Genomic DNA, 25,048 nt, shown 5'->3' with positions numbered 1-25,048 from the left:
GTAACTTTTCTCGCGCGAATCGACTACTTCGTTAGTCGATTTTCTGGGCGAAGCCGAATCGTGGTTTGACCTCTTCGACGCGGATTTCGACTGTCTCACCGGCCTCCGTACTCGGGACGAACAGCGTGTACCCCTCGACTTTTGCGATGCCGTCGCCTTCGCTTCCGACGTTTTCGATGGTCACTTCGAGGGTGTCTCCCGCCTCCACCGGCGAGGTGAGGTACCCCCGGGCCACGAGGTATACTTCGGAGGATTCGTCGCGGGAAGCTTCGGGACTCATCGTTCTGACGTATTCGAACTCGTCTTCGATGTCGTCGCGCAGGTCGGCTAAATCCGGCCCCTGAAACACCTTCGCGACGAAGTCACCGCCGCTGTCCAACATCTCCAGCGCCGTCTCGAAGGCCTGTCGGGCGAGGTAGACCGATCGAGCGTGGTCGAGGCTATACTCGCCGGACATGTTCGGTGCCATGTCGGAGAGGACGACGTCGGCGGAACCGACCGATTCTCGGACTTCCTCTCGCGTTTTCTCCTCGGTCATGTCGCCGCGAATCGTCTCGACGCCGTCTAGTTCGTCGATTCGCTGGAGGTCGACGCCGACGACGGTTCCTGACTCGCCGACTTGCTCCTTTGCGACCTGTAGCCATCCGCCGGGGGCGGCGCCGAGGTCGATGACGGTTTCTCCCTCGCCGATGAGGTTTGCCTCCTCGTCCAGCTGTTTTAATTTGTAGGCCGACCGGGCGCGGTAGCCTTCCTGCTTGGATTTATTGTAGTAGTGGTCTTTGCGAGCCATTTGTTGTGGATGCTATCCTTCGGAGGCGTAAACGCCCTTCGTTCGCTTCGTCTCTCGCTTTGCCCGTCCGTCGCCCCGGGGTTAAGACTGGCGAATATGAAAATAACTGCCGGAGATATCGTCTCAGCGATGTTCACACTCGTCCTGATGCCGAACGAGGTCCGATTTGTTCTTCCCGCCAACGAAGACTTTTTTGTTACAATAATCGCATATTCCCCAGCGTGGGTCGTCTTCATCGAGCGTGTATCCTTCTGGCCGCCACTCCTGCGACATATTCGAGAAGAATACCTTCTCCCGTAAAACGTTTATCAAAAATCTGTTTATTGACGGATGTAATAATCCGGAAACGGCGGTGAGTCGGGCAGAAACTGTTTGTCACACGCACACGTCGCGCGCGCGAACGGGTGACTTTTTATGCCGCGGTTTCGTAGCAATCGCCAACATGTTCAAGGCTATCGTGAGCGCGGATACGCTCCGGACGACAATCGATTCCGTGGGCGTACTGGTGGATGAGTGTAAAATCCACCTCGAAGAGGATGGCCTCGCTATCAAGGCGGTTGACCCGGCGAACGTCGGCATGGTCGACCTCCAACTCTCCAACGAGGCATTCGAATCCTACGAGGCGGACGGCGGCGTCATCGGCGTCAACTTAGACCGACTCGAAAGTATTGCAGGAATGGCCAGTTCCGACCAACTCATCGAGTTGGAACTGGACGAGGAAACCCGCAAACTCCACATCAAAATCGACGGACTGGAATACACCCTCGCGCTCATCGACCCGGACTCCATCCGGCAGGAACCCGACATTCCAGATCTCGACCTTCCCGCGACCATCGTCGTCGAAGGCTCGGACATCGACCGCGCAGTTAAAGCCGCGGACATGGTCTCCGACCACATCGCACTCGGCGTCGACGAGGACGAAAACGTGTTCTACATCGAAGCAGAGGGCGACACCGACAACGTCGATTTGAAACTCGACACCGACGACCTCATCGATCTCACTGCGGGCCCGGCCCACTCTCTGTTCAGCCTCGACTACCTGAAGGATATGAACAAGGCGCTCCCGAAAAACGGCGAAGTGACCATCGACCTCGGCGAGGAGTTCCCGCTGAAACTTCACTTCGAAACCGCGGAAGGAATGGGCGAGGTTACGTACATGCTCGCGCCGCGCATCCAGAGCGACTAACCCTTTTCTCGCTTCGGGAGACGCTGAGCAGCCGACCGACCGAATATCATCGTACAATCTTCTTCGAAAGCTACTCTCCCGTTTCCGGTCGTGAGTACTCCTCTCCGAGCACGTCGATGATCGCCTTTAGCACCCCCAGCGCGACGGGGCCGAAGAAGATTCCCATGAACCCCATAACGTAGATACCGCCGACCAAGCCGAGGATGATGACCGCCGGGTTCAGCTCGGCGTGACGGTCTACCACGATCGGCCGCAAGTAGTCGTCCGTGATGCCGACGACGACGGTTCCGTAGACGACCAAGAATGCCGCCGCGAGCGGCTGTCCGTTCACGAACAGGTAGATGGCGGCCGGCCCCCACACCATGAACGCGCCGATGAGCGGCAGAAGGGCGAGTACGACCATCACGGCCGTCCAGAAGAGGGCGTTCGGTATTTCGGTGACGAAGAGGCCGACTCCTGCGACCACGCCCTGTACGACCGCAACGAAAACGTGCCCGGCGAAAACCGCCCACATCACGTCGTCGATTTCCGAGTACAAGTCGTCCTGCACGTCCGATGGGAGCGGCGTTACACTCCGCATCCAGCGGACGAGGCTGTCACCGTCTTTCAGAAAGTAGTAGAGGAGAAAAAGGGTGAGACCGAGACCGATGAGCGCGTGCGTGGCGGCTCCGAACACGCCGATGAGGTTTCCGACCAACTGGGTCGCGCCGTTTTCACCGGACGACTGGAGAAGCGCCGAAATGTCCACTTCTATCCCAGAATACCGGAGCACGTAGCTCTCGACGGTCGTGAGATCGAGGCGCCCTTCGCGAATCGCTATCCAGAGCCGCGTCGCCTCCTCGATGACAGCACCCGCCACGGCCGCGAACGGGAGGAGAAAGGCAACGGTGGCGACGACGAGCAACAGTCCCGACGAGAGTCGGGAACCGACGTGCGGTGCAAGTCGTCGCTGGAGGGGGTACAGAATGTAGCCGAGCAAGATCGCCGCGAGCACGTGCTGGAGAAACGGGAGGACGAGTAGGACGCCGACGAGGGCAAACACGGCGAACGATGCCAACAAAAATCCCTTACTCGAGTTCATATCGAGAGCAGGGTATCGAGCGATATAATAATCGTGGCGCGATTTCCCGAACAAATCACGATGCGTGTTCGGATTCGCTCACAGATTGCGGTCGATAACCGCCTTCGCCGATTGCGCTTTCTCCTTCCAGCCGTACCCTGCCTCGTAGACGTGTCGCTTGCTTTCGACCAGCTCCTCGGGCGAGGATTCCTCGAACCCGCCGCGCCCCCACGTTCCGCTTTTGTGAAGCCAGTCGATGACGTTCTCGCGGGTTTCGGGCCACGACAAACCGACCATCTCGTACCACGCAATCATGGCGAAGACGGCGTTGTCGTGCGTCCCCGGGACGCTCCCTTTCTCGTAAATCGTTTCCATCGGCTCGAAACTCGGCTCGGACACCGTTTCGCGGAACTCCTCCGCGCTGAGAAGGCGAAGCGCGCCGTCGCTTTCGACCACCCGTTTTTCGTGGCGGAGACGACTCAACGCCGCCGCGTGAAGCCCATCCCAGCGTCCGTGAATCGCCTCTCGGAGCTCTTCTTCGGTGTGCGAGTCGGTGGAGAGTACCGCGATGATGTCCGTGTACGACTTCTCGATGTCGGCCCACGGTTCGCCGTCGAGCTGGCAGTCCGGGCCGTGGAGGTTCGTCGTGGTTCGGCAGTCGGGACACGGATACGCGAAACGTGGCACGGAACCCGCTTCTCACGCGGCGGTAATAGATGATTGGATTCCACTGCGGTCGGGAAACGTCGTATTTCCGTTCCACCGCCTCGGGGTAATCGACCGTTACCGAGCGACCGTCGCGTTTATTCGTGGCCACACGAATTGGCGAGTATGAACTCGCTCCACGCCCGGTACCCGTTCCTCACGAGTTCCCGTGAGGCGGTTCGGGACGCGAACGTCAACCTCGCCGAGATCATCGCCGGCGAGGGTGACCGCCACCCTGCGGTCGAACGCGGCGTGGAGCGCGTGCGCCGAGCGCTGCTGGACGGGACGGTTCGCTCACCCGAAGACGGTCCGCGATGGGGAGTGACCGCGGAAGTTCTCTCCTATCCCATCGCCCGGATGCTGGTGTCGCTCCTCGACGCTCCCGGCGCGGTGGAAAAGTACGCCAGCGCGGAGGCCGGGACGGCCTACGAGCAGTTCGTTGCCGACTTCGAGTCGCCGGGCGACGGTCTGAAAAGCACGCAAGGAGCGTCGCTCACGCTCGAATCGCTTCTTTCGGATTTCGACCTCGCCGAGTCGGTGACGAAGCGCGAGAACGATTTCGGCGTCACTGTCGGCACCTACCTTTCGCTCGTCGGTGATTTTTCCGACGACGACTGGCGACTCGTCACGCGACGACTTTCGGACGGGCTGGTCGGCGTGTCGCAGGCGGAACTCCACGAACTGCTCCGCTCCGCGGCGGAAGAACGCATCGCCTCCGAACTCCCGCTTTCCGTGCCGGAGGAAATCGCGGACGCGCTCTCCGCGGAGGTGTCGGAACTGGAATCGTCGTTCACCGACGCCGACTTTTCGCACGACATCGACACGCTCGCGCCGGAATTTTTCCCGCCGTGCATGAAAGCCCTGCTCACGGACATTCGGGACGGGGAACCGCTCGCTCCTGCCTCGGAGTTTTCTCTCGTATCGTTCCTCGCCAGCATCGGACTCGACGCCGACGAGGTGCTGGCGCTCTGCGAAGTTCGAGGTTCGGCGCGGGCGGATCGTCTGCGCTACCGCGTCGAGCGGGTGCGCGACGAGCGAAGCGCGCAGTTCGCCCCGCCGAGTTGCGCGACGCTCAAAGCCTACGACGACTGCGTGAACATGGACGACCGCTGTGAGACGATTACGCATCCGCTCGTCTACTACGAGGACGCGTTGGACGAAAACGGAGCCGTGACGGATTGGCGCGACCGGTAGGCGTGACCCTTCGCGTGACGGTCAGGCGTGACCTTCGGGGAAATCTTTAGTGTTGATTCGCCAGCCAGATACCCACGATGGTCATTAAGAACACGAAGCCGACCATGACGGCGATGAGCGCAAGCGCCCCCTGCTCCGTGAGGCCGCCGTCGTCGAACTGAGTGCCGACGACGATTGTGGATGCGATAAATAGACCGACCGACACGACGGAGACGACGATGTCACGGAGCGTCTCGCCCTCGATATTCATGTCCGGCGTTTCCCACGGTTCGGTCAAAAGTTCTCCGTTTCTCGGCCGGGACCGATATTTCGTGTGAGCTGTAACGTGCTCCGTCGCGATTGCTGGTTTCTGTCCGTGTTACGCTGTTTGATGGGTTTTGATTCTCTTGCCGCGATCGCAACTGCTAGGGCCAAACCACCTGTGGAGCGTCGTGCCGATTGCTGGCACGACGCTCCGTTTCGTCTTCTGTCCTCCCCGACGCTCGGGAACCTGCGCCGTCCGCTGGCGCAAGCCCCCTCGCCTCGTCCTCAAGTCGGGTGTGTAAATGCCGCGAATCGGCAGACCAATCTCCCCCCGGACGCAGTGAGCGCCTGAGGCCGTTCGACGAGGGCGCGTAAACGCCCGAGGAGGTCGGGCTCGGTTCGGACCGCCGTCCGCTTTCAACGAGCCATTACCCCCGAAACACCTTGCAAAACCGTCAGTCACTTGCGAGAACAGGTGAAAGCCTTACGACCTTCCAGCGCGTACAGTTAGTACGTAGAAACGACCGCTGAGACGCCGTGAAGCGCCGATTTTCGTCGTATTCGTTTCGCGTAGGAGGAAGCAACAGCATGAACACAACAGCTTCCAGAAAAGTATCGTTGGCTCCGTTGGCGGACACTGGCGAGGCCGACCCTCGCTCACAGCGCGCCAGAGCGGAGCGAATGGCCGTCACGCCGCTCGGTGGCGGTCTGTACGAAGTTGAAAGCCAGAGCGACCACACCTACTTCGCCGACCTGATCGGTGGTCGATGCACCTGCCCCGACCACATGATGCGCGGGGTTCGGTGCAAACACCTCCGTCGCGTGGCCATTGAAATCAACGAGGGGCGAGTGCCGCCGCCGGGAAAGGAGGCGGTCGGATGCGCTCGATGCGAGTCGGACGTTTTCGTGGATGAACAGAAGGCGGATGCGATTCACTTCTGTGACCACTGCGAACTCCACCCCGGCGAACCGGTTATTGACCGGAACACGGGCGACCTCATGGTCGTCGTCCGGATGCCGGGCTTCCGCGCTGACTCCGTCGAAGTGCCCGACAAAGACTGCACCGTGGCCGAGTATCCCGCGAACGAGGGCTACCCGGCGGACGACCCCGTGGTGGAAGTCCTCTATCCCATTCCGGCGGGACTGCGACCCGAGCAGTTACGGCCGTCGCACGTGCGCCGGTATTCGTTCCCGCGTTCGCGGCTTCGACGCCCCGAACCGCCGGATGACCAGTCCGAACTGACGGACTTTCCGGAGCCGAACTGACCTACGGAATTTTTTCTGTTTCCCGACCGAGAGCGCCCTCCCCGCTCCACGCGTAGAGGCGACCCTCTCGGTCGAGGAGCTCGAAGACGCTCTCTTGCATCCAACTGTATGGCGACTCGCCTTCGTACTCGCGCTTCAGTACGTGTGTCTTTTCGAAGTACGACTCTTCGGCGACGAACAATCCCTGTTCGACGAGAAACCCGCTTCGGTCGTGTTCAACGACACCGACGATGTGGTCGGTGAAATCAGCGAGGACACGGAACTTCAAGACGCCGTTTTCCCACTCTCCGCGGACATCGACCATCAGGAATGCGTAGCTGTTCAGACGTCGATTGAGCCGGTCTTTGACGAGTTGCAATCGACGAATCTCCTCTCGACCGTAACTGCCGAGTACGAAGTACGACGTGTCGGTTCGAATGATTGGCGTCAGTTCGCTGATGGAGCGCGAGAGGTTTTCGTACGCTTCGAGGGAGAGACTGGTGTCGTGAAGATATTCCTCGGCTTTCTCCACGATTTCCGTTCGGTCGGGGGGTTCGTCAGGGGTGTCGTTGGGTGACTTGTCGGACGACTTGTCAGGTGGTCTCCCGGGAGGCGTGTTGGGAGATTTGTCGGAACGAGGAGCCATGCAATAGCCGACGAACTCTAAATACAAATAACTTAATTATCGAATCAATTACTGATTTGGTAACTAATTAGATTACAATCGATTCAATACCGATTGATTCGATTACGACCAAAACAGTTTCCTTCCCGGCGATGGTAGATATCAGTATGAGTAGCACCTCGGGAGATTCGACGGTCGAATCGGAACGCGAAACCCTGCACGCCATTACCCAAGAGACGCGGTTTACACTCCTGCAAAACATCCTCGGCCACCCACAACAACTCCCGTCGTTCAAGGAGTTGGCGCTCGTCAACCCGAGTAAGAGCGAAAGTACGATTTACACCCATCTGAAGGTGCTCCGCGACCACGGCGTAGTCGAAGCGGTCGAACTCCCCGAAGGCGAGCGCCGCCGCGACTTTCCACACACTTTTTACGGTCTCTCCGACTCGGGACGGGCGTTCCTCGACCGGCACAACGTTCTTCGGGCGGAGAAGACGTTTCAGACCATCTACTCCCGAATCGATAAACCGGACGAACTGCTGAAATACGAAAACGCCCCTCGTCCCGAGTAGTGCCGACGACTGTCGAAGTTTTCGACAGTCGTCGGCCTATATTCCCGAAATCCGAATTTCACCCCAGCATCTCTTTCGCTTCATCAACCGAGAGGATACCCTCTGCAACCGCGTTCAGCACGTCCCCGATTTGGTGTTTCGCTTCCTCGTCTTCGTCCTCCGTTTGCAGGGCGTCCATCGGGTCGCCCTCTTCCAGCGCGGTTTCCTTTTTCACTCGGTAGTTGCCCCCGCTGGTCTGGTGCACGTCCGCGGGGTGGAAAAAGTACCAATCCTCGCGGTCGAATCGAACTCCGATTTTGGGTTTCGCGCCGAAGTTCTGCGAGAAGTAGACCAACGCCTCGATTTCTTCCCCGGAGAGGTAAATCGGGTCGCCGGAACTGGATTTCGCCTCGATAGCGTAGAACACGTCGCCGTTCCCGGCCAGCACGTCCGGCAGTTCGCGCTGGGTCGCACCCCCGCTGGCAGGAGCGCGCATGACAGCGAATCCTTCCTCGTCCAACTTGTTGACGAGTTCGCGCTCCCGTCTATCACCTTTCGCGTTCGCCATTCGTGTCCGTATCTCTCTCTGCCCACGGTTTAATCCCGTCGCTCCGCGGCGTCTCGCTATCGAAGAACGCGGATAGAAAATCGAAGCCTTACGTCCCGTGCTGCCAGCTACCCATGTACTCCGCCTGCTCGTCCGTGAGCGAGTCGAATTTCACGCCGTCTGCCTCCAACTTGATTTCCGCGATTTCCTTGTCCAACTCGTCCGGCACGTCGTGGACGCCAGCGTCGTACTCGTCGCTGTTTTCGACCATTTCGCGGACGCAGGCGGCCTGCACGCCGAAGCTCTGGTCCATGACTTCGACCGGGTGGCCCAGCGCGAGGGGCGCGGCGAGGTTGACGAGGCGACCCTCGGCGAGGACGTTGAGGCGGCGGCCGTCTTCCATCTCGTACTCGTGGACGCCGTCGCGGGCGTCACGCTCGGCGACGGCGAGGTCGGAGAGTTCGTTCAGGTCGATTTCGATGTCGAAGTGGCCCGCGTTGGCGAGCAGGACGCCGTCCTTCATGACCTCGAAATGGTCTTTCGTAATCACGTCGCGGTTGCCCGTCGTCGTGATGAACACGTCGCCAACCTTTGCGGCCTCGGCCATCGGTTTCACCTCGTAGCCTTCCATGTGTGCTTCGAGGGCGCGGCGCGGTTCGACCTCCGTGACCACCACGTTCGCGTTCTGGCCCGAGGCCTTCTTGGCGACGCCTTTGCCGCAGTAGCCGTAGCCGGCGACGACGACGGTCTTCCCGGCCCACGAGAGATTCGTCGTCATGGCGATGGTCGCGAGCGAAGATTCGCCCGTTCCGTGGACGTTGTCGAACAGGCGTTTCATCGGCGTGTCGTTGACGGCGAAGACGGGGTAGTCGAGCGCGCCGTCCGCATCCATCGCACGGAGTCGGTGGACGCCGGTGGTGGTTTCCTCACAGCCGCCGACGATGGAGTCGATGAGCTCGGGGTGGTCTTCGTGAATCGCGGCGACCATGTCCATCCCGTCGTCCACGGTGACGGTCGGTTCGATGTCGATGACGGCTTCGATTGCTTCGTAGTAATCCTCGTCACCGACGCCGCGTTTGGCGTAGCTCGTGATGTTAGGGTGTTCGTCCAGCGCGGCGCTCACGTCGTCGTGGGTCGAGAGCGGGTTACAGCCGGTGACGGCGACGTCCGCGCCGCCCTCCGCGAGGGTTTCGACCAGCACGGCGGTTTTCGCTTCGACGTGCATCGCCATGCCGATTCGCTGGCCGTCGAGGGGTTTTTCGGATTCGAATTCCTCCCTGACAGCCGTCATAATCGGCATGTGCTGTCGCGCCCAGTCCATCTTTCGATGGCCTTCGACGCGAGCACTCTCCGTATCGTCGAGTTGCTCGCTAATCGATAGATACTCTGCCATACGTTGGAGAAGGAAGAGCGCACCCAAAATGCTACCGAAGGCGGTCGGCCGTGGTGTGAGAATTCGAAAGTAGTCGGTTACGATGCGTCACAGGCAGTCGATTGCAGTGATTCGTCGACAGTCGGTTGCAATGTGGACGGGATGTCCCGTTACCGCGTACTGCGAGTGTCTGCTATTGGTACTGTGTGTCTACTGCTGGTACTGTTTGTCTGTTGTCTATCTACGCTGCGAGTAGGGACTATATGTGTGGGCTTCCTCGTCAGTTGCCGTGCCCGTTCTTTTTGCCGTTCCCTTTGCTGGGATGGCCGTCCTTCTCGTCTTCGTCGTCCTCTTTCTCGTCACCCTTCTTGTCGTGTCCGTTTCCGGGGTGGTCGTCACCGTTCTTTTCGCTCTTTTCCGGCGAGCCTGCGTGGTCGGGTTTCTTGTCCGCACCGGACTCTTCGTCTACGGCAGATTTCTTGTCCGCTCCGGGGTTGTTCTCCGTAACCCACGCCGAGATGATTTGACCCGGATTCTTCACGTTCTCGCCCGAAATGAGCGCGTGGACGAACGACGAAACCCGTTGGCCGAACGAATCGCCTTCGGTTTCCTCTGTTTCTTCAGCAGCGACCAACGTGGTCGTCGTCACATCGGTCGCGTTGCCTTTCGTCGCCACGACGCGAACCGTGGTGTTGTTCGTGGGCGTCGCCAAGGAGACGGTTCCGTTCACGTCGGTCGTGTAACTCCCGGCTCCGGCGTAAGTGGAGTTGTTCAGCGCATCGACGCTGACCGAGGCGTTCTCGACGGCGGTTCCGTTCGAGGTGACGGTGACGACGACGTCTTCGTTCTGCGAGACGCCGACGGTTATCCCGTCGCCCTCGGTCGCGGCGAGTGCGGGTGCGGCGACGGAGAGTACGAGAACCGCCGCGATTATCGGTGCGAGTTGCTTCGTCTTCATGCAGTTTTCCCGACTCGGGACGACAGTATAAACCCCGGTTCTCGTTCGGGATTGTTATATCCGTACATAAATAGTTCAGAGCGCTCGAGAGAGTTTAAAATAAAATATAACAGTTTAATTTCTATATATAGTTAATAACATGACAAATATGAATAGTAGGAACCGCGCGGATTCGGAAAGAGATCGAGAAATCAGTTGTCAACGCGTCTGATGGCTTCTTTCGCACGCTTTTCGGCTTTTTCCCGAATCGATGTTTCGTCCATAATTAATACTTCTCTATCCGCCATGAGTACGTTTCCATCACAGATCGTATGCTTCACGTCGCTTCCCCGCGCGGCGTATGCGAGGTGGCTGACGAGGTCGTGTCGCGGCGTCAGGTGACTCGCCGTCAGGTCGATGACCGCGAGGTCGGCGTTCGCACCCGCCTCAATTCGCCCGCTATCGAAACCGAGGGCGGTCGCGCTCCCCTCGGTCGCCATTCGGACGACCGTCTCGGCGTCAACCGCGCTGGCGTCGTTGCTGGCGAGTTTGCCGAGCATGGCCGCGTCGCGCATCTCGCCGAACATGTCGAGGTCGTTGTTCGACGCCGTGCCGTCAGTACCCAGACCGACCGTGACGCCCGCGTCTAGCATCGCCTGAACCGGTGCCATTCCGCTTGCCAATTTCATGTTCGAAGCCGGACAGTGGACGACGCCTGTTCCGGTTTCCGCGAGCAGGCCGATTTCGGTTTCGTCGACGTGGACGCCGTGCGCGACGAAATCGGATGCGTCGGTCATACCCATGTCGCGGGCGTACTCCAGCGGTCGTTCACCCCGTTCGTCCACGATTGGGGTCACCTCGTCCTCGGTTTCGTTCGCGTGGTAATGCAGCGGAACCCCGAGCTCGCGGGTTTGCGGGATGTACTCCTCCAAGTACTCCTCGCCGACCGTCGTCAGACTGTGTGGCATCACCGCCGTCGAGATGCGTCCGTCGGCGGCACCGTCGAACTCCGCCGCGATTTCGAGACTGGTTTCGAAATCCTCCCGTGCGGCCGCCTCGTTCCGTCCAATCGTGACGACGCCGTGGCCGAGTCGAGCGCGAAGCCCCGCATTTTCGACCGCTTCGACTACCTTTTCGACGTGGTAGTACATGTCCGCGAAGCCGGTCGTTCCGGACTGTATCATCTCCAGCAGGCCGAGCTCGGTTCCGGCGTGGATGTCCTCCGGCGTCAGTTCGGCCTCGACGGGCCAGATGTCCTCTCTCAGCCACGATTCCAGCGGTTTGTCGTCGGCATAGCCGCGGAGAAGCGTCATCGCGGCGTGACAGTGCGCGTTGACGAGGCCGGGAATCACTAGTCCGTCGCCAGCGTCCAGCGTTTCGTCGGCGTCCGGAAGGTCGTCCGCCGGGCCGACGGCGAGGATTTTTCCCTCGTTTTGGTCGAGCAACACGTCGGCTCGTTCTACGGTCATGCCCGGTCGCAGTACCTGCCCGCCCGCGATTCGGAGGGTGGTCATGCCTACTGATTGCCCGTCCCCGTGCATGACTTTGATGGATTGCAGTTCGCGCCGGGAAAGCAAGAGTAATCCGTCTGGCGGACAGATGCCGAGATAATGCGAATTGCCGTCCCCAACAAGGGCAGACTGCACGACCCGTCGATGGAACTGCTTGAACACGCGGGACTGCATGTCGTGGACGGAGCAGACCGAAAACTGTACGCGACGACGGTCGACCCGGACGTGACGTTGCTGTTCGCCCGCGCGGCCGACATTCCGGAGTACGTGAGCGACGGCGCGGCAGACATCGGCATCACCGGTCTCGACCAGATGCGAGAAGCCGACCCCGGAAACGTGGTCGATTTGCTCGATTTGGGCTACGGCCAGTGTCGCCTCGTCCTCGCCTCGCCTGAAGACGGCGACATCCACGACGTTGCCGACCTCGCCGGAAAAACGGTCGCCACCGAGTTCCCAAACATCGCGAAGCAGTATTTCGCCGAAACCGACGTCGAACCCGAAATCGTGGAAGTTTCGGGCGCGACCGAACTCACGCCCCACGTCGATATGGCCGACGCCATCATCGACATCACGAGTACCGGAACGACCTTGAAGGTCAACCGCCTCGGCATCATCGACGAGGTGCTATCGAGTTCGGTTCGACTGTTCGCCCGCGACGACGTGGCCGACGACGACAAGGTCGAACAGGTCGTGATGGCGCTCCAATCGGTCATCTCTGCCGAGGGAAAACGCTACCTAATGATGAACGCGCCCGAGGACAAACTGGACGAGATTCGGGACGTGATGCCCGGTCTCGGCGGTCCGACCGTGATGGACATCGCTGGCAACGGAAAGGTCGCCGTGCATACCGTCGTTGACGAGCGCGACGTGTTCGAAACCATCAACGAGGTCAAGCAATTGGGGGCGAGTGGGATTCTCGTCACCGAAATCGAACGACTAGTGGACTAACGCGGTTTCGCTGTTTTGGCTTCGTTTCCTCGGGTCGGATTTCTGAACGCAGGATTGTGACTGCTAAGAGGCCACGTTGATGAGCTATCGAAATTGGTCGCATCGATGTGACTGTTGCAGATGCCGACTCCACGCCCTCGCTCTCGCAGTCACTCGTGGCAGAACCACTGGTTCCCTTGCTCGCCCTTGCCTCCAAGGCCGCGGGAGGCCGCACAATCCGCTGCGGGCCGAGTGCGTCGTACTCGGTTCGCTGCAGTTCCCGGTGTCTCAAAATCGCTCTGCGATTTTGATGGCAGAAAGGTAACAAGTTCTTCCCGTGGCAACGGGCGAGCGAGAAATGAGCGACTGCAAGGAGCGAATGCGAACGAGGGCGTGGAGTCGTGACTTCTACGGTCGTATCCTCCCAAAATCTCGCAGGCGTGACGCAGAGTCTGCATCAGTTGCCATTTCCACGTCCAATACTGTTCAAACGACTACTTCCACAAAACACGAAAAATCCCACCCACCTTCTCTATTCACTAACTACGACTCGGCACCGAGTTCGGCGAGCAGATGCGAGATGTGCAATCTGTCGTTCGTTCCCTCGGTCAAGTCCATATCGACCGTCGCCGCCAGCAAAACCGCTTCCGCGAGCGATTCTCCCGTGTACTTGTTCGAGCGTCCGAAAGCGTCCAAAATCTCTTCGAGAACTTCCTCGCCGCTGTACCCCTCGTCGATGAGGAGTTCGTCCAGCGAACTCCGGGCGTCGGTGAACTGACCCTTCTCGGCCTGCGTCATCATCTCCTCGACGCGCCCGCGGATGCCGAACTCGCGGAGAACTTCGTAGGCGTCGGTGGTGACGGCGCCTTCCTGCTCGTAGAGCAGTTGGGCACCCAAAATCGCCTTGCGCAGGTCGCCCTTCGCGTAGCCAGCGACGAATCGGAGGCCCATTTCGTCGTATTCTGCCTCTTCCGCCTCCAAAATCGGTTCGAGCACGCCGATGATTTCGTCCTCCGTCGGCGCTCGCATCGAGACGGGGAAACACCGCGATTTAATCGGCGGGATGAGTTTCGTCGGTTGGCGCGTCGTGATGACGAACTGCGTGGTTTCGTGGTACTGCTCCATTACCCGGCGAAGCGCCTGCTGGAAGTCCTCGCGGATTGCTTCCGCGTTGTCGAGCACGATGGTTTTGTACTCGCCCGAGGAGGGGGCGTAGCCCGCGTACTCTTTGAGAACGTGGTTTATCATCTCGCGCTTCGACCACTGGCGCTTGTACTTCTTGCGCTTGCTCGACCCGTGACGGTACTGCTTGGAGAACTCGGTTTCTCCTTGCAGGAAGTTGGAGAATCGCGGGTCGTTCCGAATCTCCTTTTTCGTGCGGTCGAAGAAGTCCGCGACGTTGATCTCCACGAGGTCGTTGTCCGGGTCGTCGTGCGCTTCGCGGGCCAGCGCCCGCACGGCGGCGGTTTTCCCGCTCCCTTCCGGTCCGTAGAGGACGAGGTTTATCGGTTCGGTCACCGCCCGCTCCAGATAGTCGCGCACCGCTGGCTGGGGCAGGTCGGACAGGTCGGGCGCGTACGTCTCGGTCCACAGCGGCGACTCCATCGAAATGGTGTAGCAGGTCGCCGGACAAGAATCGGTCGGTTGCGCCGCGTGAACTCGCGGTGAAATTCCCTCGAAAAAAGCAGTGTGTTGAGTGAGCCGACCGAACGAGACTCGCTTACGCGCTCGTCCCGTTCACGGTGGTCGTCTCAGCGCCCGCGTCAGTCGTCGTATCCGAGACTATCGTCGTTTCGTTCGCAACGGTGGTCTCGGCAACGGTGGTCTCGTTTCCAACAATCGTCGTCTCTTCGGCAGTCGTCGTTTCGTTCGCGACGGTCGTTTCTGCCGCGGCGGTCGTCGTCACCGGCGTCGTGGTCGCTTCAGTGGTCGTCGTTTCTTCAGCAGCGGTCGTCGCAGGCGTCGTGGTCTCTTCGACGGTCGTCGTTTCCTCGGCGTCCGCTATCGTAATCGAGGCGAGTTGGCCGAAGTTGGCCGCGTAGACCCCGTGCGTGTACGTACCGGGCTCGATACCGGTGAGGTTGACGGTGTACGTCACGTCCGTACTTTCGCCCGGTGCGAGGCTCACGTCTTTGCGCTCAACGACCGTTCCCTCCAACCGGAAGTCCACGAACTGCGAGAGTTCCTGGTCGGTCGGGTTGGTGACGGTCGCATTCACTTCGATAGTGTCGCCGATCGTCGCATTCTGGGGCGCTTCTAAGTTTTGCACTTCCAGCGACGGGCCGAGGTTGGTGACGTTTCTGACCTCTCCGCCGTTTTCGGCGGTGGTCGTTTCTTCAGCGGTGGTCGTTTCTTCAGCGGTGGTCGTTTCCGCCGCTGGCGGTGTCTCCTCGGTGGTCGTGGTTTCCGCGGCAGTCGTCGTTTCTTCAGCGACAGTCGTCGTCTCCTCTGCTGGAGTCGTCGTCTCCTCTGCTGGAGTCGTCGTTTCTTCAACAGTCGTCTCCGCTGCCGTGGTGGTCTCTTCCGCGGTCGTCGTCTCGGCACCGTCCTCGACGGTCACGTTCGCCGGGTCAACCACGACTTCGTTATCCACGACGTACGGGAGGTCTTCCATTCCCTCGGACGTGGCGAAGTCGTACACCTGATTCCCGTTGGTGTCGAGGTGCGGCATGGCGATGAGCGTCTGACTCTCGGTCAGCGGTTCATCGAGCGTCACGGTGACGTTTTCGTGCGTCCCGGCTTCGAGGTATTCGGACGACCCGAGAATGCTCTCGATGACGTTCCCCTCAAGCAGACTTTCGTCGTGAATCGTCACGAAGCCACCCTCCGACATGGTGACGGAGTCGACGGTTACCGTTTCGCCGCTCGTCGTCTGGTCTTCGAAGCTAACGTTCGCGTCGAGCTCCTCCGGTTGCTCGGGCACCTCTGGTTGGCCCGGCATTGTCGTGGCGTTCAGGTTCGATGGCAGTTCCACCACGAACGTCACGTTCTGGACGCTGATGTCGCGAAGGACAACGCGGACGGTTTCTAAGTCACTCGGAACCGACGCGTTGTTCGACTCCACCGTATCCTTCACGTCTTCGTGCGAAACGTCCTGTCCACGCTGGGCGATTTCCTCTGCCGATTCGTTCTGGAGGAGCGCCGTCGTGTTCAGGCGAACTGTCTCGTCCTGCAAGTCCACGCCGCTCACGGTTTCAGTGCGGTCGGGTTCGGTGCTGTCGCCGACGACGAACGACCATTCCGCGATGCTCGCCGATTCGACGTGGAAGACGAGTTGCTCGGACGGTTGTCCGTCCGTCGCGTTGTCTTCCGGCGGCTCTTCGGGTTCACCGACCGAAATTTCCGCACCTTCGGTGATCGGCAAACCCCGCTCGGTGTACGGGCCGTCTACGGTTCCGTTACCGATGACGAAATCGTACACTCGATTCTCGTTGGTGTCGAGGTGCGGCATGGCGATGAGCGTCTGCGTCTCGTTGACGGGTTGCGCGAGCGTCACGGTGACGTTTTCGTGCGTCCCGGCTTCGAGATACTCCGAGTTGCCGAGGACGCTCCCGACGACGTTCCCCTCGAGGAGGCTTTCGTCGTGAATTGCGACGAAGCCGCCCTCCGACATGGTGACCGATTCGATAACGACGGTTTCACCGTCGCTCTGCTGTTCGCTGATAGTTACGTTCGACTGTGCTTCCTCCTGCAGGTTCGTAACCCGCATTTCTGATGCTGTGTCCGTTTGCCCCGTGGCACCGAGCGATACCGCAACACCGCCGGCAAGTACCACGAGAACGGCCACGAATGTGGCACTAACTGTTCTCGGGATTCGTGTCATATCTCCCTCCTCATCTGCGAACGAGGCGACAACGAGGCACCGGATAAACGGCTTCGACTGTTCACGGGATAAGATGGGGATTCGGTCGGTTAGGTCGCTCCTGCCGTCCGTACCCTCGAATACCGCCACCCATAGGCCGGTATTTCCCGATGAACCGAGCGACGGTTTCGAAGGCGGTTTACTTATCGACCAATGAATTGCGAGTAGATGTCGATGCGAGTCACCTTCCTCGGAACCAGCGGGGCAGTGCCGACGACGGAGCGAAACCCGAGTGCCATCCTCGTCAACCGAGAAGGCGACCGTTTGCTGTTCGACGCCGCCGAGGGAACCCAACGCCAGATGATGCGCTTCGGAACCGGGTTTACCGTCTCCGACCTGTTCATCTCGCACCTCCACGGCGACCACGTTCTCGGGGTTCCCGGCCTCGTCCAAACGTGGAACTTCAACGACCGCGACGACCCGCTCACGATTTACACGCCCCGCGGAACCGGCGACGACATCGACACGTTGGTTCACGCGGTGGGTAGTCAGCCGTCGTTTCCGATTCACATCACGGAAGTCTCACCCGGCGAAACGATGGTTCAAAGAGACGAGTACGAAGTTCGTGCGTTTCGAACTGACCACGAAACTAACTCCTTGGGCTACGCACTGGTCGAAGACGACCGAAAGGGTCGCTTCGACCGCGAACACGCCGAAGAACTCGGCGTCCCCATCGGCCCGAAGTTCCAGCAACTCCACGCCGGAAACCCGGTCGAACTCGAAGACGGAACCATCGTCGATCCCGAACAGGTCGTCGGCGACCCGCGACCCGGGCGCAAATTCGTTTACACCGCGGACTCGCGACCGTCGGAGCAGGTTGTCTCCGTGGCGGAAAACGCCGATTTGCTCGTCCACGACGCGACGTTCGCAAACGACAGGGCCGAGCGTGCGCAGAAAACCGCCCATTCGACCGCGGCGGAGGCCGGAAACATCGCCCAGCGGGCGGGGGCGGTTCGGCTCGCACTGATGCACGTTTCCTCGCGCTACGCAGGCGACGTTTCGACCCATCTCCGGGAGGCCCGCGAGGAGTTCGACGGCGAGGTGTTCGCGCCTGACGACGGCGACATCATCGACGTGCCGTATCGAGACGAGTAGTGCGAACGAGTAACGGGTCATCCTCGAACGCGGAACGGGTGGACGTACCGATTGGACGAATTAACGTAGAGGATGGTTTGCTGTTTACATTTGATGTTCTGTCACTTCACAATTCCAAATCCATTTTTGAACATATTTACTGACGATAAAAAATATTATAATGGATTACTACATTAAATAACTCATAATGAATAAGAATAGAAGAAGTCTACTGAAACAGCTCGGAGCGGCTGGTGCGATTGGACTTGGAAGCGTTGGACTGTCCGGAACGGCGAGCGCACATGTTCAAGACCCTTACGCGGACAGATGGGTTGCGGCGGATTCGAGCAACTACTCAAACACGAACAGAAGTGCGAGTTCGATTAACTGGGTTGTCATCCACGTGACGCAGGGAAGCTACGCCGGAGCCGTCAGTTGGCTCCAGAATCCCGACTCCAACGTCAGCGCCCAGTACGTGATGCGGAACTCCGACGGCCACACCACGCAAATGGTTCACAATGAGGACACCGCGTGGCACGCTGGCGGTACGAACTACAACGCTCACTCCGTCGGTATCGAACACGAAGGCTACGTTGGCGAGACGAACTTCACCGACGCACTATACCAGAAATCCGCCAACATCGTCAGTTGGCTCTGTGACACTTACGGCATCTCGAAGACACATCCGACTGGAGTCGCGCCGTGCGACGCCCGCAACGGCAGTGGCATTATCGGACATCATCAAGTACCCGAATCCGACTGCGGCTACAATGACCACACCGACCCCGGTTCGACGTGGGACTGGAATTACTTCATGAGCCTCGTCAACGGCGGTGACGGCGGTGGCGACCGGTTCGTGGACGGTGACCGAGTCACGCCGACGACCAACCTGAACACGCGCGAACAACCCGGAACCGACCAACCAATCGTCGCCACGATTTCGCCGGGCGAAGTCGGCGAAATCATGAACGGCCCGATCGACAAGGATGGCTATCGCTGGTGGGGCGTCCACTGGCTCGACCGCAACGTGTGGGGCTGGTCCGTCGAGCAGTACCTCACCGACGCGTAGACGCTCACTCCATCGCCGGAACTGCGGCGAACATCCGCCCGACTCTGCAACGAGTCTCCGACGAGCTACCGACTCCGTCGATTTCGACCGCTTTCGGCGGAGTCGGAACGCGGTTTCCGCGCCGGATTTATATTTCGAGGGCACCTACCGCGAAGCGTGAGCGAGCGAACGAGTGCCCTCGACGTTCTCGTCTACGGAATCGACATCCAAAGCGGGGACGTGCGGGGTAATTCTCCCTCCTACGCGCTCGTCGTCTACGATGGCGAGCAGGTAGACCGCGACGTCGTTTCCTACCGCAAACTTCGGCGACTCGTAGAGCGCGATGAACCCGCGCTGTTGGCGACGGACAACATGTACGAACTCGCCGAGAACAAGGACGCCCTCGTCCACTTCCTTCGAGGGCTTCCGGACGGGACTCGGCTCGTCCAAGTGACCGGTGCGGAACGACCGGAACCGCTCTCCCGAGTCGCATCCAGACACGGGGTTCCCTACGGAAAGAAGCCGATGCGCGAAGCGGAGGCTGCGGCCCGACTCGCCGCGATGAACGTCGGCCACGAGGTGACGGCGTTCACCGATACAACCCGCGTCAAAGTCTCTCGCGGGCGTTCGACCGGAAAAGGCGGGTGGAGCGAAGACCGATTCACGCGGCGGATTCACGGCTCCGTGAAGGAAACGACCAGAAAAGTCGAATCCGACCTTCGGAGCGCCGGACTGGACTACGAGCGCGAGGTCACCGAAAAGTACGGCGGTTACTCCAACGCGGTGTTCGAGGTGTCTGCTCGTCCCGGCGACATTCCGGTTTCCTCCCGCAGAGCAGGCGACGTTCGTGTCGAAATCGAGCGCCTCCGCCGGGACGGGATCGAGTTCGAACCCCTCGTTAAGCGTCGCGACCACGTCATCGTCGGTATCGACCCTGGAACCACCACCGCGGTCGCACTGGTCGGTTTGGACGGGTCGCTCCTCGACGTGTGGAGCACGAGAACCGCGGACACCGCGGACGTAATCGAATGGATAATCGAGCGCGGGAGACCGATTATCGTCGCCGCGGACGTGACGCCGATGCCGGAAACGGTCGAGAAGATTCGCCGGAGCTTCGACGCGGCCTCGTGGACGCCCGAAACCGACCTTCCGATAGACGAAAAACAGCACCGAACCCGAGAGGAAAACTACGACAACGACCACCAGCGGGACGCCATGGCCGCGGCGTTGTTCGCGTTCGACGGCCACGAAAACCAGTTCCAGCGCATCGCTCGAAAAGTCCCAGCGGGCATGAATCCGAGCGAGGTGACCGCACGCGTGGTCGCTGGCGACGAGAGCGTCGAAAGCGCGGTCGATGACCTCTCGGACGACCCGGAACCGGAGGATGAAGAGTCAGAACACACAGTTCGGGAACTCTCCGCTGAGGAAAAGCGAATCAAACAGCTCGAATCGCAAGTCGAACGCTTACAGTCGCACACCGACGGCCTACGGGAGACCGTGGAAGAGAAAGACGAGCGAATCGAGGACCTAGAACGCGACCTCTCGGACGCCAAACGGGAGGAGCGCGAGAACGTCCGTGCCAGACGCGAAATCTCTCGGCTTCGGCGCGAGAACAACCGACTGGAGGACGAACTGGACGACCGCGACGCGCGAATCGAGGAGTTAGACGGCAAACTCGAACGACTCAAGGAACTGTGGAAGCTCGACCACTCGAACTTCAGCGACGTGGCCGAGAAGAAGGCCGGACTCGTCGCCGTCAAACCCATCTCGAAGTTCACCAACGATGCCATCGACGTCGCTCACGAGAGCTACGGACTCGCCGAAGACGACGTGATTTACCTCCGTGATGCAAGCGGTGCCGGTCGCTCGACCGCAAAACGACTCGCGGATATCGATCCGCGAGTCGTGCTCAAGGCGGGTGGAATCTCGGATGCGGCGGACGACGTATTGTTCGACAACGACATTCCGGTCGGACCGGCGAGCGAGGTGACGATTCAGGAAATCGACGAACTCGCCGTTGCGCGCGAGTCGGAGGTTGAATCGGTTATCGGGGAGTGGCGCGACCGTGCGGAAGACCGCCGGAAGGAGGAGAAAACCGAACAGCTCGACCAACTCATCAGCGAACACCGCGCCGAGCGCAGGGCCGACGAGCGTCGGTCTTCGTCATCCTCATCGTCGCCTTCGTCTTCTTCATCTTCATCTTCGTTCGGCAACTAGTCGATGTGTTAGTTTTGCTCAGGCCGTCCACTCCACGGAAAACGTTCGAAGAACGTGCAGTCCCCAGAGTGCGACACCGAATCCGACCGCCAGTATTGACGCGTACAACAGCACGTACTCGCTCGTCGTTGTGCCGACTCCCCTGCCGAAATATATCGCGGGATAGAGCGCGAGGCCGCCGAGGACGACCAACCAGAGTCCGATTCTCGCCGCGTTCATACTTCGTCTTTTCCCCCCGGTGACTTGGCTGTTGGGACATGACGTAACCCTAAAGCCGGTGAGCCAACTTTTTGCGTGCATGGACGCTTACGACTTAATCTCCCGGAACGCCGAGGAGTTGGTGACCGAAGAGGAAGTGCGCAACCTCGCCGCCGATCCGGAGGGCAAGCGCGCCTACGTCGGCTACGAACCGTCCGGCGTGCTCCACATCGGACACATGCTCACCGCGAACAAACTTATCGACTTGCAGGAGGCCGGCTTCGAGGTCGTCATTCTCCTCGCCGACGTTCACGCCTACCTGAACGATAAGGGAACCTTCGAGGAGATTCGGGAAACCGCGGAACGCATGAAAGAGCAGTTCATTGCCTACGGACTGGACGAGGCAAACACCGAGTTCCGATTCGGTTCCGAGTTCCAGATGGACGACGACTACGTCCTCGACCTCCACAGCCTCGAACTTGAGACGACGCTCAACCGAGCGAGCAGGGCGATGTCGGAAATTCAGAGCGGCGAATCCACGAAAGTCTCGCAGGCAGTGTACCCCCTGATGCAGGCGCTCGACATCGAATACCTCGATTTAGATCTCGCAATCGGCGGCATGGAACAGCGAAAAGTCCACATGCTCGCCCGCGACACCTTGCCGAGTATCGGCTACGACGCACCGACCTGCATCCATACGCCGCTCATCGCCGACCTCGGTTCCGGCGAGGGGAAGATGTCCTCCAGCAAGGGCGTCACCATCTCCATGGAGGATTCGACCGAGGACATCGAGGAGAAGGTCAACTCGGCGTTCTGCCCCCCGACCCGCGACCCAGAGGGCGACCTCGAAAATCCGGTGCTCCAAATCTTCGAGTACCACGTCTTCCCGCGATTCCAGCAGGTCGTGGTCGAACGCCCCGACAAGTACGGTGGTAACCTCGAATACGACGACTACCACTCGCTCGAAGGCGACTTGGAGAGCGGCGAACTGCATCCTGCGGACGCAAAGAGCGCGCTGGCGACCTATTTGGACGACCTCATCGCACCGGGTCGAAAGAAGATTCGACAGGCCGAGTAACCGACGGTTCCTCCGTTTTATTCGAATCCGCCGCCCATCATCGCGCCCATTCCGAAACTCCCCAGCAAGCCCGAAACGAGTCCCCACGCGGTCAGGACGAATCCGACGACGACGAGCGCCATTCCTGCGGCGATGATGATGTTTTGGAGGGCGATAACCGCGATTCCGGCGACGAGTGCGAGCAGACCGACGATGCCTTTGGCACCGAGTTTTCCGAGCATAGCCCGGAATGTGTCCGGGAGCGTCTTAAAAGTGGCAGTTGCGCGGATTGATTCGCTCCGAACCCCCATCCGGCTACGGAGGTGTACCTGCCGCGCAGGACAGCGGATTTAAAACCGATGACCTCCAACTATGGGGTATGAGTGACAACAGCGGACGAAACAACCTCCGCATGCCTGACGATGATGAGGTATTCGCTACCGTCACCAACATGCTCGGTGCGAATCGCGTCAAAGTTCGATGCGCAGACGGCACGGAACGAACCGCTCGAATCCCCGGCAAGATGCAAAAACGCGTCTGGATTCGAGAGGACGACATCGTCCTCGTAGAGCCGTGGGACTGGCAGGACGAAAAGGCCGACATCAAATGGCGCTACGACAAGCAGGAGGCCGACCAACTGCGCCAAGAAGGGCATATCAGCTAACACCTTTTACGACGGTCGCAATTTACGACGGTCGAAGGCCAGCGTCCGCGTCGAATCGACGCGGACGCTGGCCGTCTGCCTGTAAAAGCTGTACCAAAAGCACTTCGTCACCCCCTTAGTCACGTCGGACGACTCGCTTCGCTTGTCGTCCTCGTTCCTTCGAGGGTTTCTCGCTCCGGAAAACCGGAGATTTCCCGGAGGGAAAACTGGCCGCTAGCGGTGTGTAGGTTGCTGATTTTGAAGGATACAGAGAGAGTCGATTTCCAGTGGTTGTCCCTTCGGCCTATCACTCACAGAGTGAACTCGCTTCGCTTGTTCCGTTGTTCTTCATTTTCATAGCCACGGTAGCACATCGCAATCGGAAATCTCGGCCGTTTCCGTGTTTCGGTTAAATACCGAGTGCATAATTCGTCGCACGATGTCACAGAACCTGTCTACCGAGGATTTGGACGCAGACCACGACGCCGAATTTCCGAACGTCATCGAAGCACTCCGCACCCGGCGGTCGGGCCACAACTTCGACCCGGATGCGGATTTGGACGAGGAGACGTTGGAGGAACTGATTCGAGACGCCGCAATCGCACCGTCGTCGTACAATCTCCAACCGTGGGAGTTCGTCTCCGTGCAGGACGAAGAGCGACTGGACGAAATCGTCGAAATCGCCTACGGCCAAGAGCACATCCGCGACGCCGGAACCGCCATTCTGGTCGTCGGTCACACCGACGCGAAGACGGCGGATCGCGTTTTCGATGAGTGGGTCGAAGCGGGCCGATTGGACGAAGAAACCGCGGCGGAGACGAAAGGCCAGACGGTCGGCATGTACGACGACGACCAGACCGGGCGCGACTACGCGATTCGAAACGCCAGCCTCGCCGCAGAAAACCTCATGCTCTCAGCGCACGCGCGAGGGCTAACCGCCACGCCGATGATCGGCTTCGACCAAGAGCGTATCGCGGAGTTCCTCAACCTCCCCGACGACGAAATTCCGGTGATGCTCCTTGCAATCGGTCCGAGCGGTGGAGCGGAGCCTGACCGCCTTCCTCGACGCCCGGTCGAGGAAATTCTCCACAAGGAATCGTACTAGCGGGACGAATCGCACTAACTGAAACGAACCGACAGGAACGGGCCACCCTTTTACCGCTCCTCCCCATAGACGGGGATAGATGAGTGAGGAGTACGGACTGCTTGACCCGGAAAACACCGAGTCACCCGGCGACGAGTGGGAGGAAATCGACGTTTCCGACACCGAAGCCGACCGCATCGCGCGAAAGCGCGACCGAGAGTTCAACCAATTTCGGGAACGGGTCAAAGACTCGGATCAGTTCAAAGTCGAGCAGTCCGTCTTCGACGACGCCACGCTCGCCGCACTGTACAAACTCGTGCAGGACGGCTACGTTCAGGCGTTCGGCGGGCCGATTTCGTCCGGCAAGGAAGCGACCGTCTACAGCGCGTTGGGAGAGGAGGTGGAGGTTGCGGTCAAAATCTACCGAATCAACGCCAGCGACTTCCGCGATATGCGGGAGTATCTCGTCGGCGACCCGCGATTCGAGGAACTCGGCGGGGACAAAAAGCGAATCGTCCTCGCGTGGGTTCGCAAGGAGTACGCCAACCTAAAGCGGGCCAGAAAAGCGGGCGTGCGAGTACCGGAACCCATCGCAGTCCAGCGAAACGTGCTGGTGATGGAGTTCATGGGAAACGACGGAAGGCGAGCGCCCACCCTCGCGGACGCCCGACTCGAAAATCCGGAAACCGCCTACGAAGTCGTCAGGGAGTACATGCGACGACTGTTCGATTCGGGACTCGTCCACGGCGACCTCTCCGAGTACAACATCCTCGTTAGCAACGGCGAACTCTGCATCATCGACGTAGGACAGGCGGTGACCTATCACCACCCCAATAGCGGGGAATTTCTGACCCGTGACTGTGCCAACATCGCGTCGTTCTTCCAACGGGAAGGGTTGGAGGTTCGCGGCGACGAACTCGAAGAATGGATTCGGGAAAATTCGAATCCGGAAACGTAGCGACGACCGAAAAA

The 25,048-nt window shown here is 59.8% G+C and carries 25 protein-coding genes; 12 read left to right on the top strand and 13 right to left on the bottom strand.

Features of this window, described 5'->3' with window-relative positions:
• Positions 1-31 precede the first annotated feature (31 nt).
• Positions 32-790, bottom strand: a complete 759-nt coding sequence (locus tag LIX15_RS05195) for a 23S rRNA (uridine(2552)-2'-O)-methyltransferase (RefSeq protein ID WP_227776440.1) — start codon at positions 788-790, stop codon at positions 32-34.
• 442 nt (positions 791-1,232) lie between these two features.
• Here LIX15_RS05195 and LIX15_RS05190 point away from each other — a divergent pair, with 442 nt between their 5' ends.
• Positions 1,233-1,976, top strand: coding sequence for a DNA polymerase sliding clamp (locus LIX15_RS05190; RefSeq protein WP_227776439.1), 744 nt, complete (start codon positions 1,233-1,235; stop codon positions 1,974-1,976).
• A 70-nt stretch (positions 1,977-2,046) separates the two neighbouring features.
• Here LIX15_RS05190 and LIX15_RS05185 read toward each other — a convergent pair whose 3' ends face one another.
• Positions 2,047-3,057 (bottom strand): AI-2E family transporter, encoded by a 1,011-nt coding sequence (locus LIX15_RS05185; protein ID WP_227776438.1) that lies wholly within the window; start codon positions 3,055-3,057, stop codon positions 2,047-2,049.
• Between the two features lie 78 nt (positions 3,058-3,135).
• Positions 3,136-3,723: a DUF7474 family protein gene (locus tag LIX15_RS05180; RefSeq protein WP_227776437.1), complete on the bottom strand. Its 588-nt coding sequence runs from the start codon at positions 3,721-3,723 to the stop codon at positions 3,136-3,138.
• Positions 3,724-3,867: 144 nt separating this feature from the next.
• Between LIX15_RS05180 and LIX15_RS05175 the strand changes: the two genes are divergently transcribed.
• Complete coding sequence (locus LIX15_RS05175; protein ID WP_227776436.1) at positions 3,868-4,935, top strand: DNA primase large subunit PriL; 1,068 nt, start codon at positions 3,868-3,870, stop codon at positions 4,933-4,935.
• 46 nt (positions 4,936-4,981) lie between these two features.
• Here LIX15_RS05175 and LIX15_RS05170 read toward each other — a convergent pair whose 3' ends face one another.
• Entirely contained in the window at positions 4,982-5,212 is a 231-nt protein-coding gene (locus LIX15_RS05170) for a DUF7472 family protein (RefSeq protein ID WP_227776435.1), read from the bottom strand.
• 554 nt (positions 5,213-5,766) lie between these two features.
• Here LIX15_RS05170 and LIX15_RS05165 point away from each other — a divergent pair.
• Positions 5,767-6,444 carry an SWIM zinc finger family protein gene (locus tag LIX15_RS05165; protein ID WP_227776434.1) on the top strand — a complete coding sequence of 226 codons (678 nt, stop codon included), beginning with the start codon at positions 5,767-5,769 and terminating at the stop codon, positions 6,442-6,444.
• Position 6,445: 1 nt separating this feature from the next.
• Here the strand turns inward: LIX15_RS05165 and LIX15_RS05160 are convergent, their stop codons facing one another.
• On the bottom strand, positions 6,446-7,069 hold the full coding sequence (locus tag LIX15_RS05160; protein ID WP_227776433.1) for a DUF8170 family protein: 624 nt from the start codon (positions 7,067-7,069) through the stop codon (positions 6,446-6,448).
• A gap of 146 nt (positions 7,070-7,215) precedes the next feature.
• On the opposite strand from LIX15_RS05160, the gene LIX15_RS05155 reads away from it, so the two are divergent.
• Positions 7,216-7,620, top strand: a complete 405-nt coding sequence (locus tag LIX15_RS05155) for a winged helix-turn-helix domain-containing protein (RefSeq protein WP_227776432.1) — start codon at positions 7,216-7,218, stop codon at positions 7,618-7,620.
• Between the two features lie 58 nt (positions 7,621-7,678).
• Here the strand turns inward: LIX15_RS05155 and hjc are convergent, their stop codons facing one another.
• The 4 genes from hjc to LIX15_RS05135 form a co-directional block, all read right to left on the bottom strand.
• A complete protein-coding gene (gene hjc, locus LIX15_RS05150; RefSeq protein ID WP_227776431.1) occupies positions 7,679-8,167 on the bottom strand; it encodes a Holliday junction resolvase Hjc in 489 nt (162 codons plus the stop codon).
• Positions 8,168-8,255: 88 nt separating this feature from the next.
• Positions 8,256-9,539 (bottom strand): adenosylhomocysteinase, encoded by a 1,284-nt coding sequence (locus LIX15_RS05145; protein WP_227776430.1) that lies wholly within the window; start codon positions 9,537-9,539, stop codon positions 8,256-8,258.
• 259 nt (positions 9,540-9,798) lie between these two features.
• Entirely contained in the window at positions 9,799-10,476 is a 678-nt protein-coding gene (locus tag LIX15_RS05140; protein ID WP_227776429.1) for a hypothetical protein, read from the bottom strand.
• A 191-nt stretch (positions 10,477-10,667) separates the two neighbouring features.
• Entirely contained in the window at positions 10,668-11,969 is a 1,302-nt protein-coding gene (locus LIX15_RS05135) for an amidohydrolase (RefSeq protein WP_227776970.1), read from the bottom strand.
• A gap of 96 nt (positions 11,970-12,065) precedes the next feature.
• Here LIX15_RS05135 and hisG point away from each other — a divergent pair, with 96 nt between their 5' ends.
• Positions 12,066-12,914, top strand: coding sequence for an ATP phosphoribosyltransferase (gene hisG, locus LIX15_RS05130; RefSeq protein WP_227776428.1), 849 nt, complete (start codon positions 12,066-12,068; stop codon positions 12,912-12,914).
• A gap of 522 nt (positions 12,915-13,436) precedes the next feature.
• Here hisG and LIX15_RS05125 read toward each other — a convergent pair.
• On the bottom strand, positions 13,437-14,498 hold the full coding sequence (locus LIX15_RS05125; protein WP_227776427.1) for an AAA family ATPase: 1,062 nt from the start codon (positions 14,496-14,498) through the stop codon (positions 13,437-13,439).
• 115 nt (positions 14,499-14,613) lie between these two features.
• Positions 14,614-16,716, bottom strand: a complete 2,103-nt coding sequence (locus LIX15_RS05120; RefSeq protein WP_227776426.1) for a DUF7282 domain-containing protein — start codon at positions 16,714-16,716, stop codon at positions 14,614-14,616.
• Between the two features lie 207 nt (positions 16,717-16,923).
• On the opposite strand from LIX15_RS05120, the gene rnz reads away from it, so the two are divergent.
• From rnz to LIX15_RS05105, 3 genes are all read left to right on the top strand, one after another.
• Positions 16,924-17,850 (top strand): ribonuclease Z, encoded by a 927-nt coding sequence (gene rnz, locus LIX15_RS05115; protein ID WP_227776425.1) that lies wholly within the window; start codon positions 16,924-16,926, stop codon positions 17,848-17,850.
• A 187-nt stretch (positions 17,851-18,037) separates the two neighbouring features.
• A complete protein-coding gene (locus LIX15_RS05110; RefSeq protein ID WP_227776424.1) occupies positions 18,038-18,898 on the top strand; it encodes an N-acetylmuramoyl-L-alanine amidase in 861 nt (286 codons plus the stop codon).
• 156 nt (positions 18,899-19,054) lie between these two features.
• The gene (locus tag LIX15_RS05105; RefSeq protein ID WP_227776423.1) at positions 19,055-21,094 is read left to right on the top strand and encodes a DUF460 domain-containing protein; all 2,040 of its coding nucleotides are present in this window, start codon (positions 19,055-19,057) and stop codon (positions 21,092-21,094) included.
• A gap of 18 nt (positions 21,095-21,112) precedes the next feature.
• On the opposite strand, the gene LIX15_RS05100 is transcribed toward LIX15_RS05105, so the two are convergent.
• The gene (locus LIX15_RS05100; protein WP_227776422.1) at positions 21,113-21,313 is read right to left on the bottom strand and encodes a hypothetical protein; all 201 of its coding nucleotides are present in this window, start codon (positions 21,311-21,313) and stop codon (positions 21,113-21,115) included.
• 79 nt (positions 21,314-21,392) lie between these two features.
• On the opposite strand from LIX15_RS05100, the gene LIX15_RS05095 reads away from it, so the two are divergent.
• Positions 21,393-22,370, top strand: a complete 978-nt coding sequence (locus tag LIX15_RS05095; RefSeq protein ID WP_227776421.1) for a tyrosine--tRNA ligase — start codon at positions 21,393-21,395, stop codon at positions 22,368-22,370.
• A gap of 17 nt (positions 22,371-22,387) precedes the next feature.
• On the opposite strand, the gene LIX15_RS05090 is transcribed toward LIX15_RS05095, so the two are convergent.
• The gene (locus LIX15_RS05090; protein WP_227776420.1) at positions 22,388-22,591 is read right to left on the bottom strand and encodes a DUF7470 family protein; all 204 of its coding nucleotides are present in this window, start codon (positions 22,589-22,591) and stop codon (positions 22,388-22,390) included.
• A 137-nt stretch (positions 22,592-22,728) separates the two neighbouring features.
• Between LIX15_RS05090 and eif1A the strand changes: the two genes are divergently transcribed.
• The 3 genes from eif1A (at position 22,729) to rio1 (ending at position 25,034) form a co-directional block, all read left to right on the top strand.
• Positions 22,729-23,013 (top strand): translation initiation factor eIF-1A, encoded by a 285-nt coding sequence (gene eif1A, locus LIX15_RS05085; RefSeq protein ID WP_227776419.1) that lies wholly within the window; start codon positions 22,729-22,731, stop codon positions 23,011-23,013.
• A gap of 418 nt (positions 23,014-23,431) precedes the next feature.
• Positions 23,432-24,097: a nitroreductase family protein gene (locus LIX15_RS05080; protein ID WP_227776418.1), complete on the top strand. Its 666-nt coding sequence runs from the start codon at positions 23,432-23,434 to the stop codon at positions 24,095-24,097.
• A gap of 79 nt (positions 24,098-24,176) precedes the next feature.
• A complete protein-coding gene (gene rio1 / locus LIX15_RS05075) occupies positions 24,177-25,034 on the top strand; it encodes a serine/threonine-protein kinase Rio1 (RefSeq protein ID WP_227776417.1) in 858 nt (285 codons plus the stop codon).
• Positions 25,035-25,048: the final 14 nt, after the last annotated feature.

Origin of the sequence: Haladaptatus pallidirubidus, assembly GCF_020700235.1 — an archaeon.
Lineage (GTDB): Archaea > Halobacteriota > Halobacteria > Halobacteriales > Haladaptataceae > Haladaptatus > Haladaptatus pallidirubidus.
This window is presented reverse-complemented; position numbering and strand designations above follow the sequence as displayed.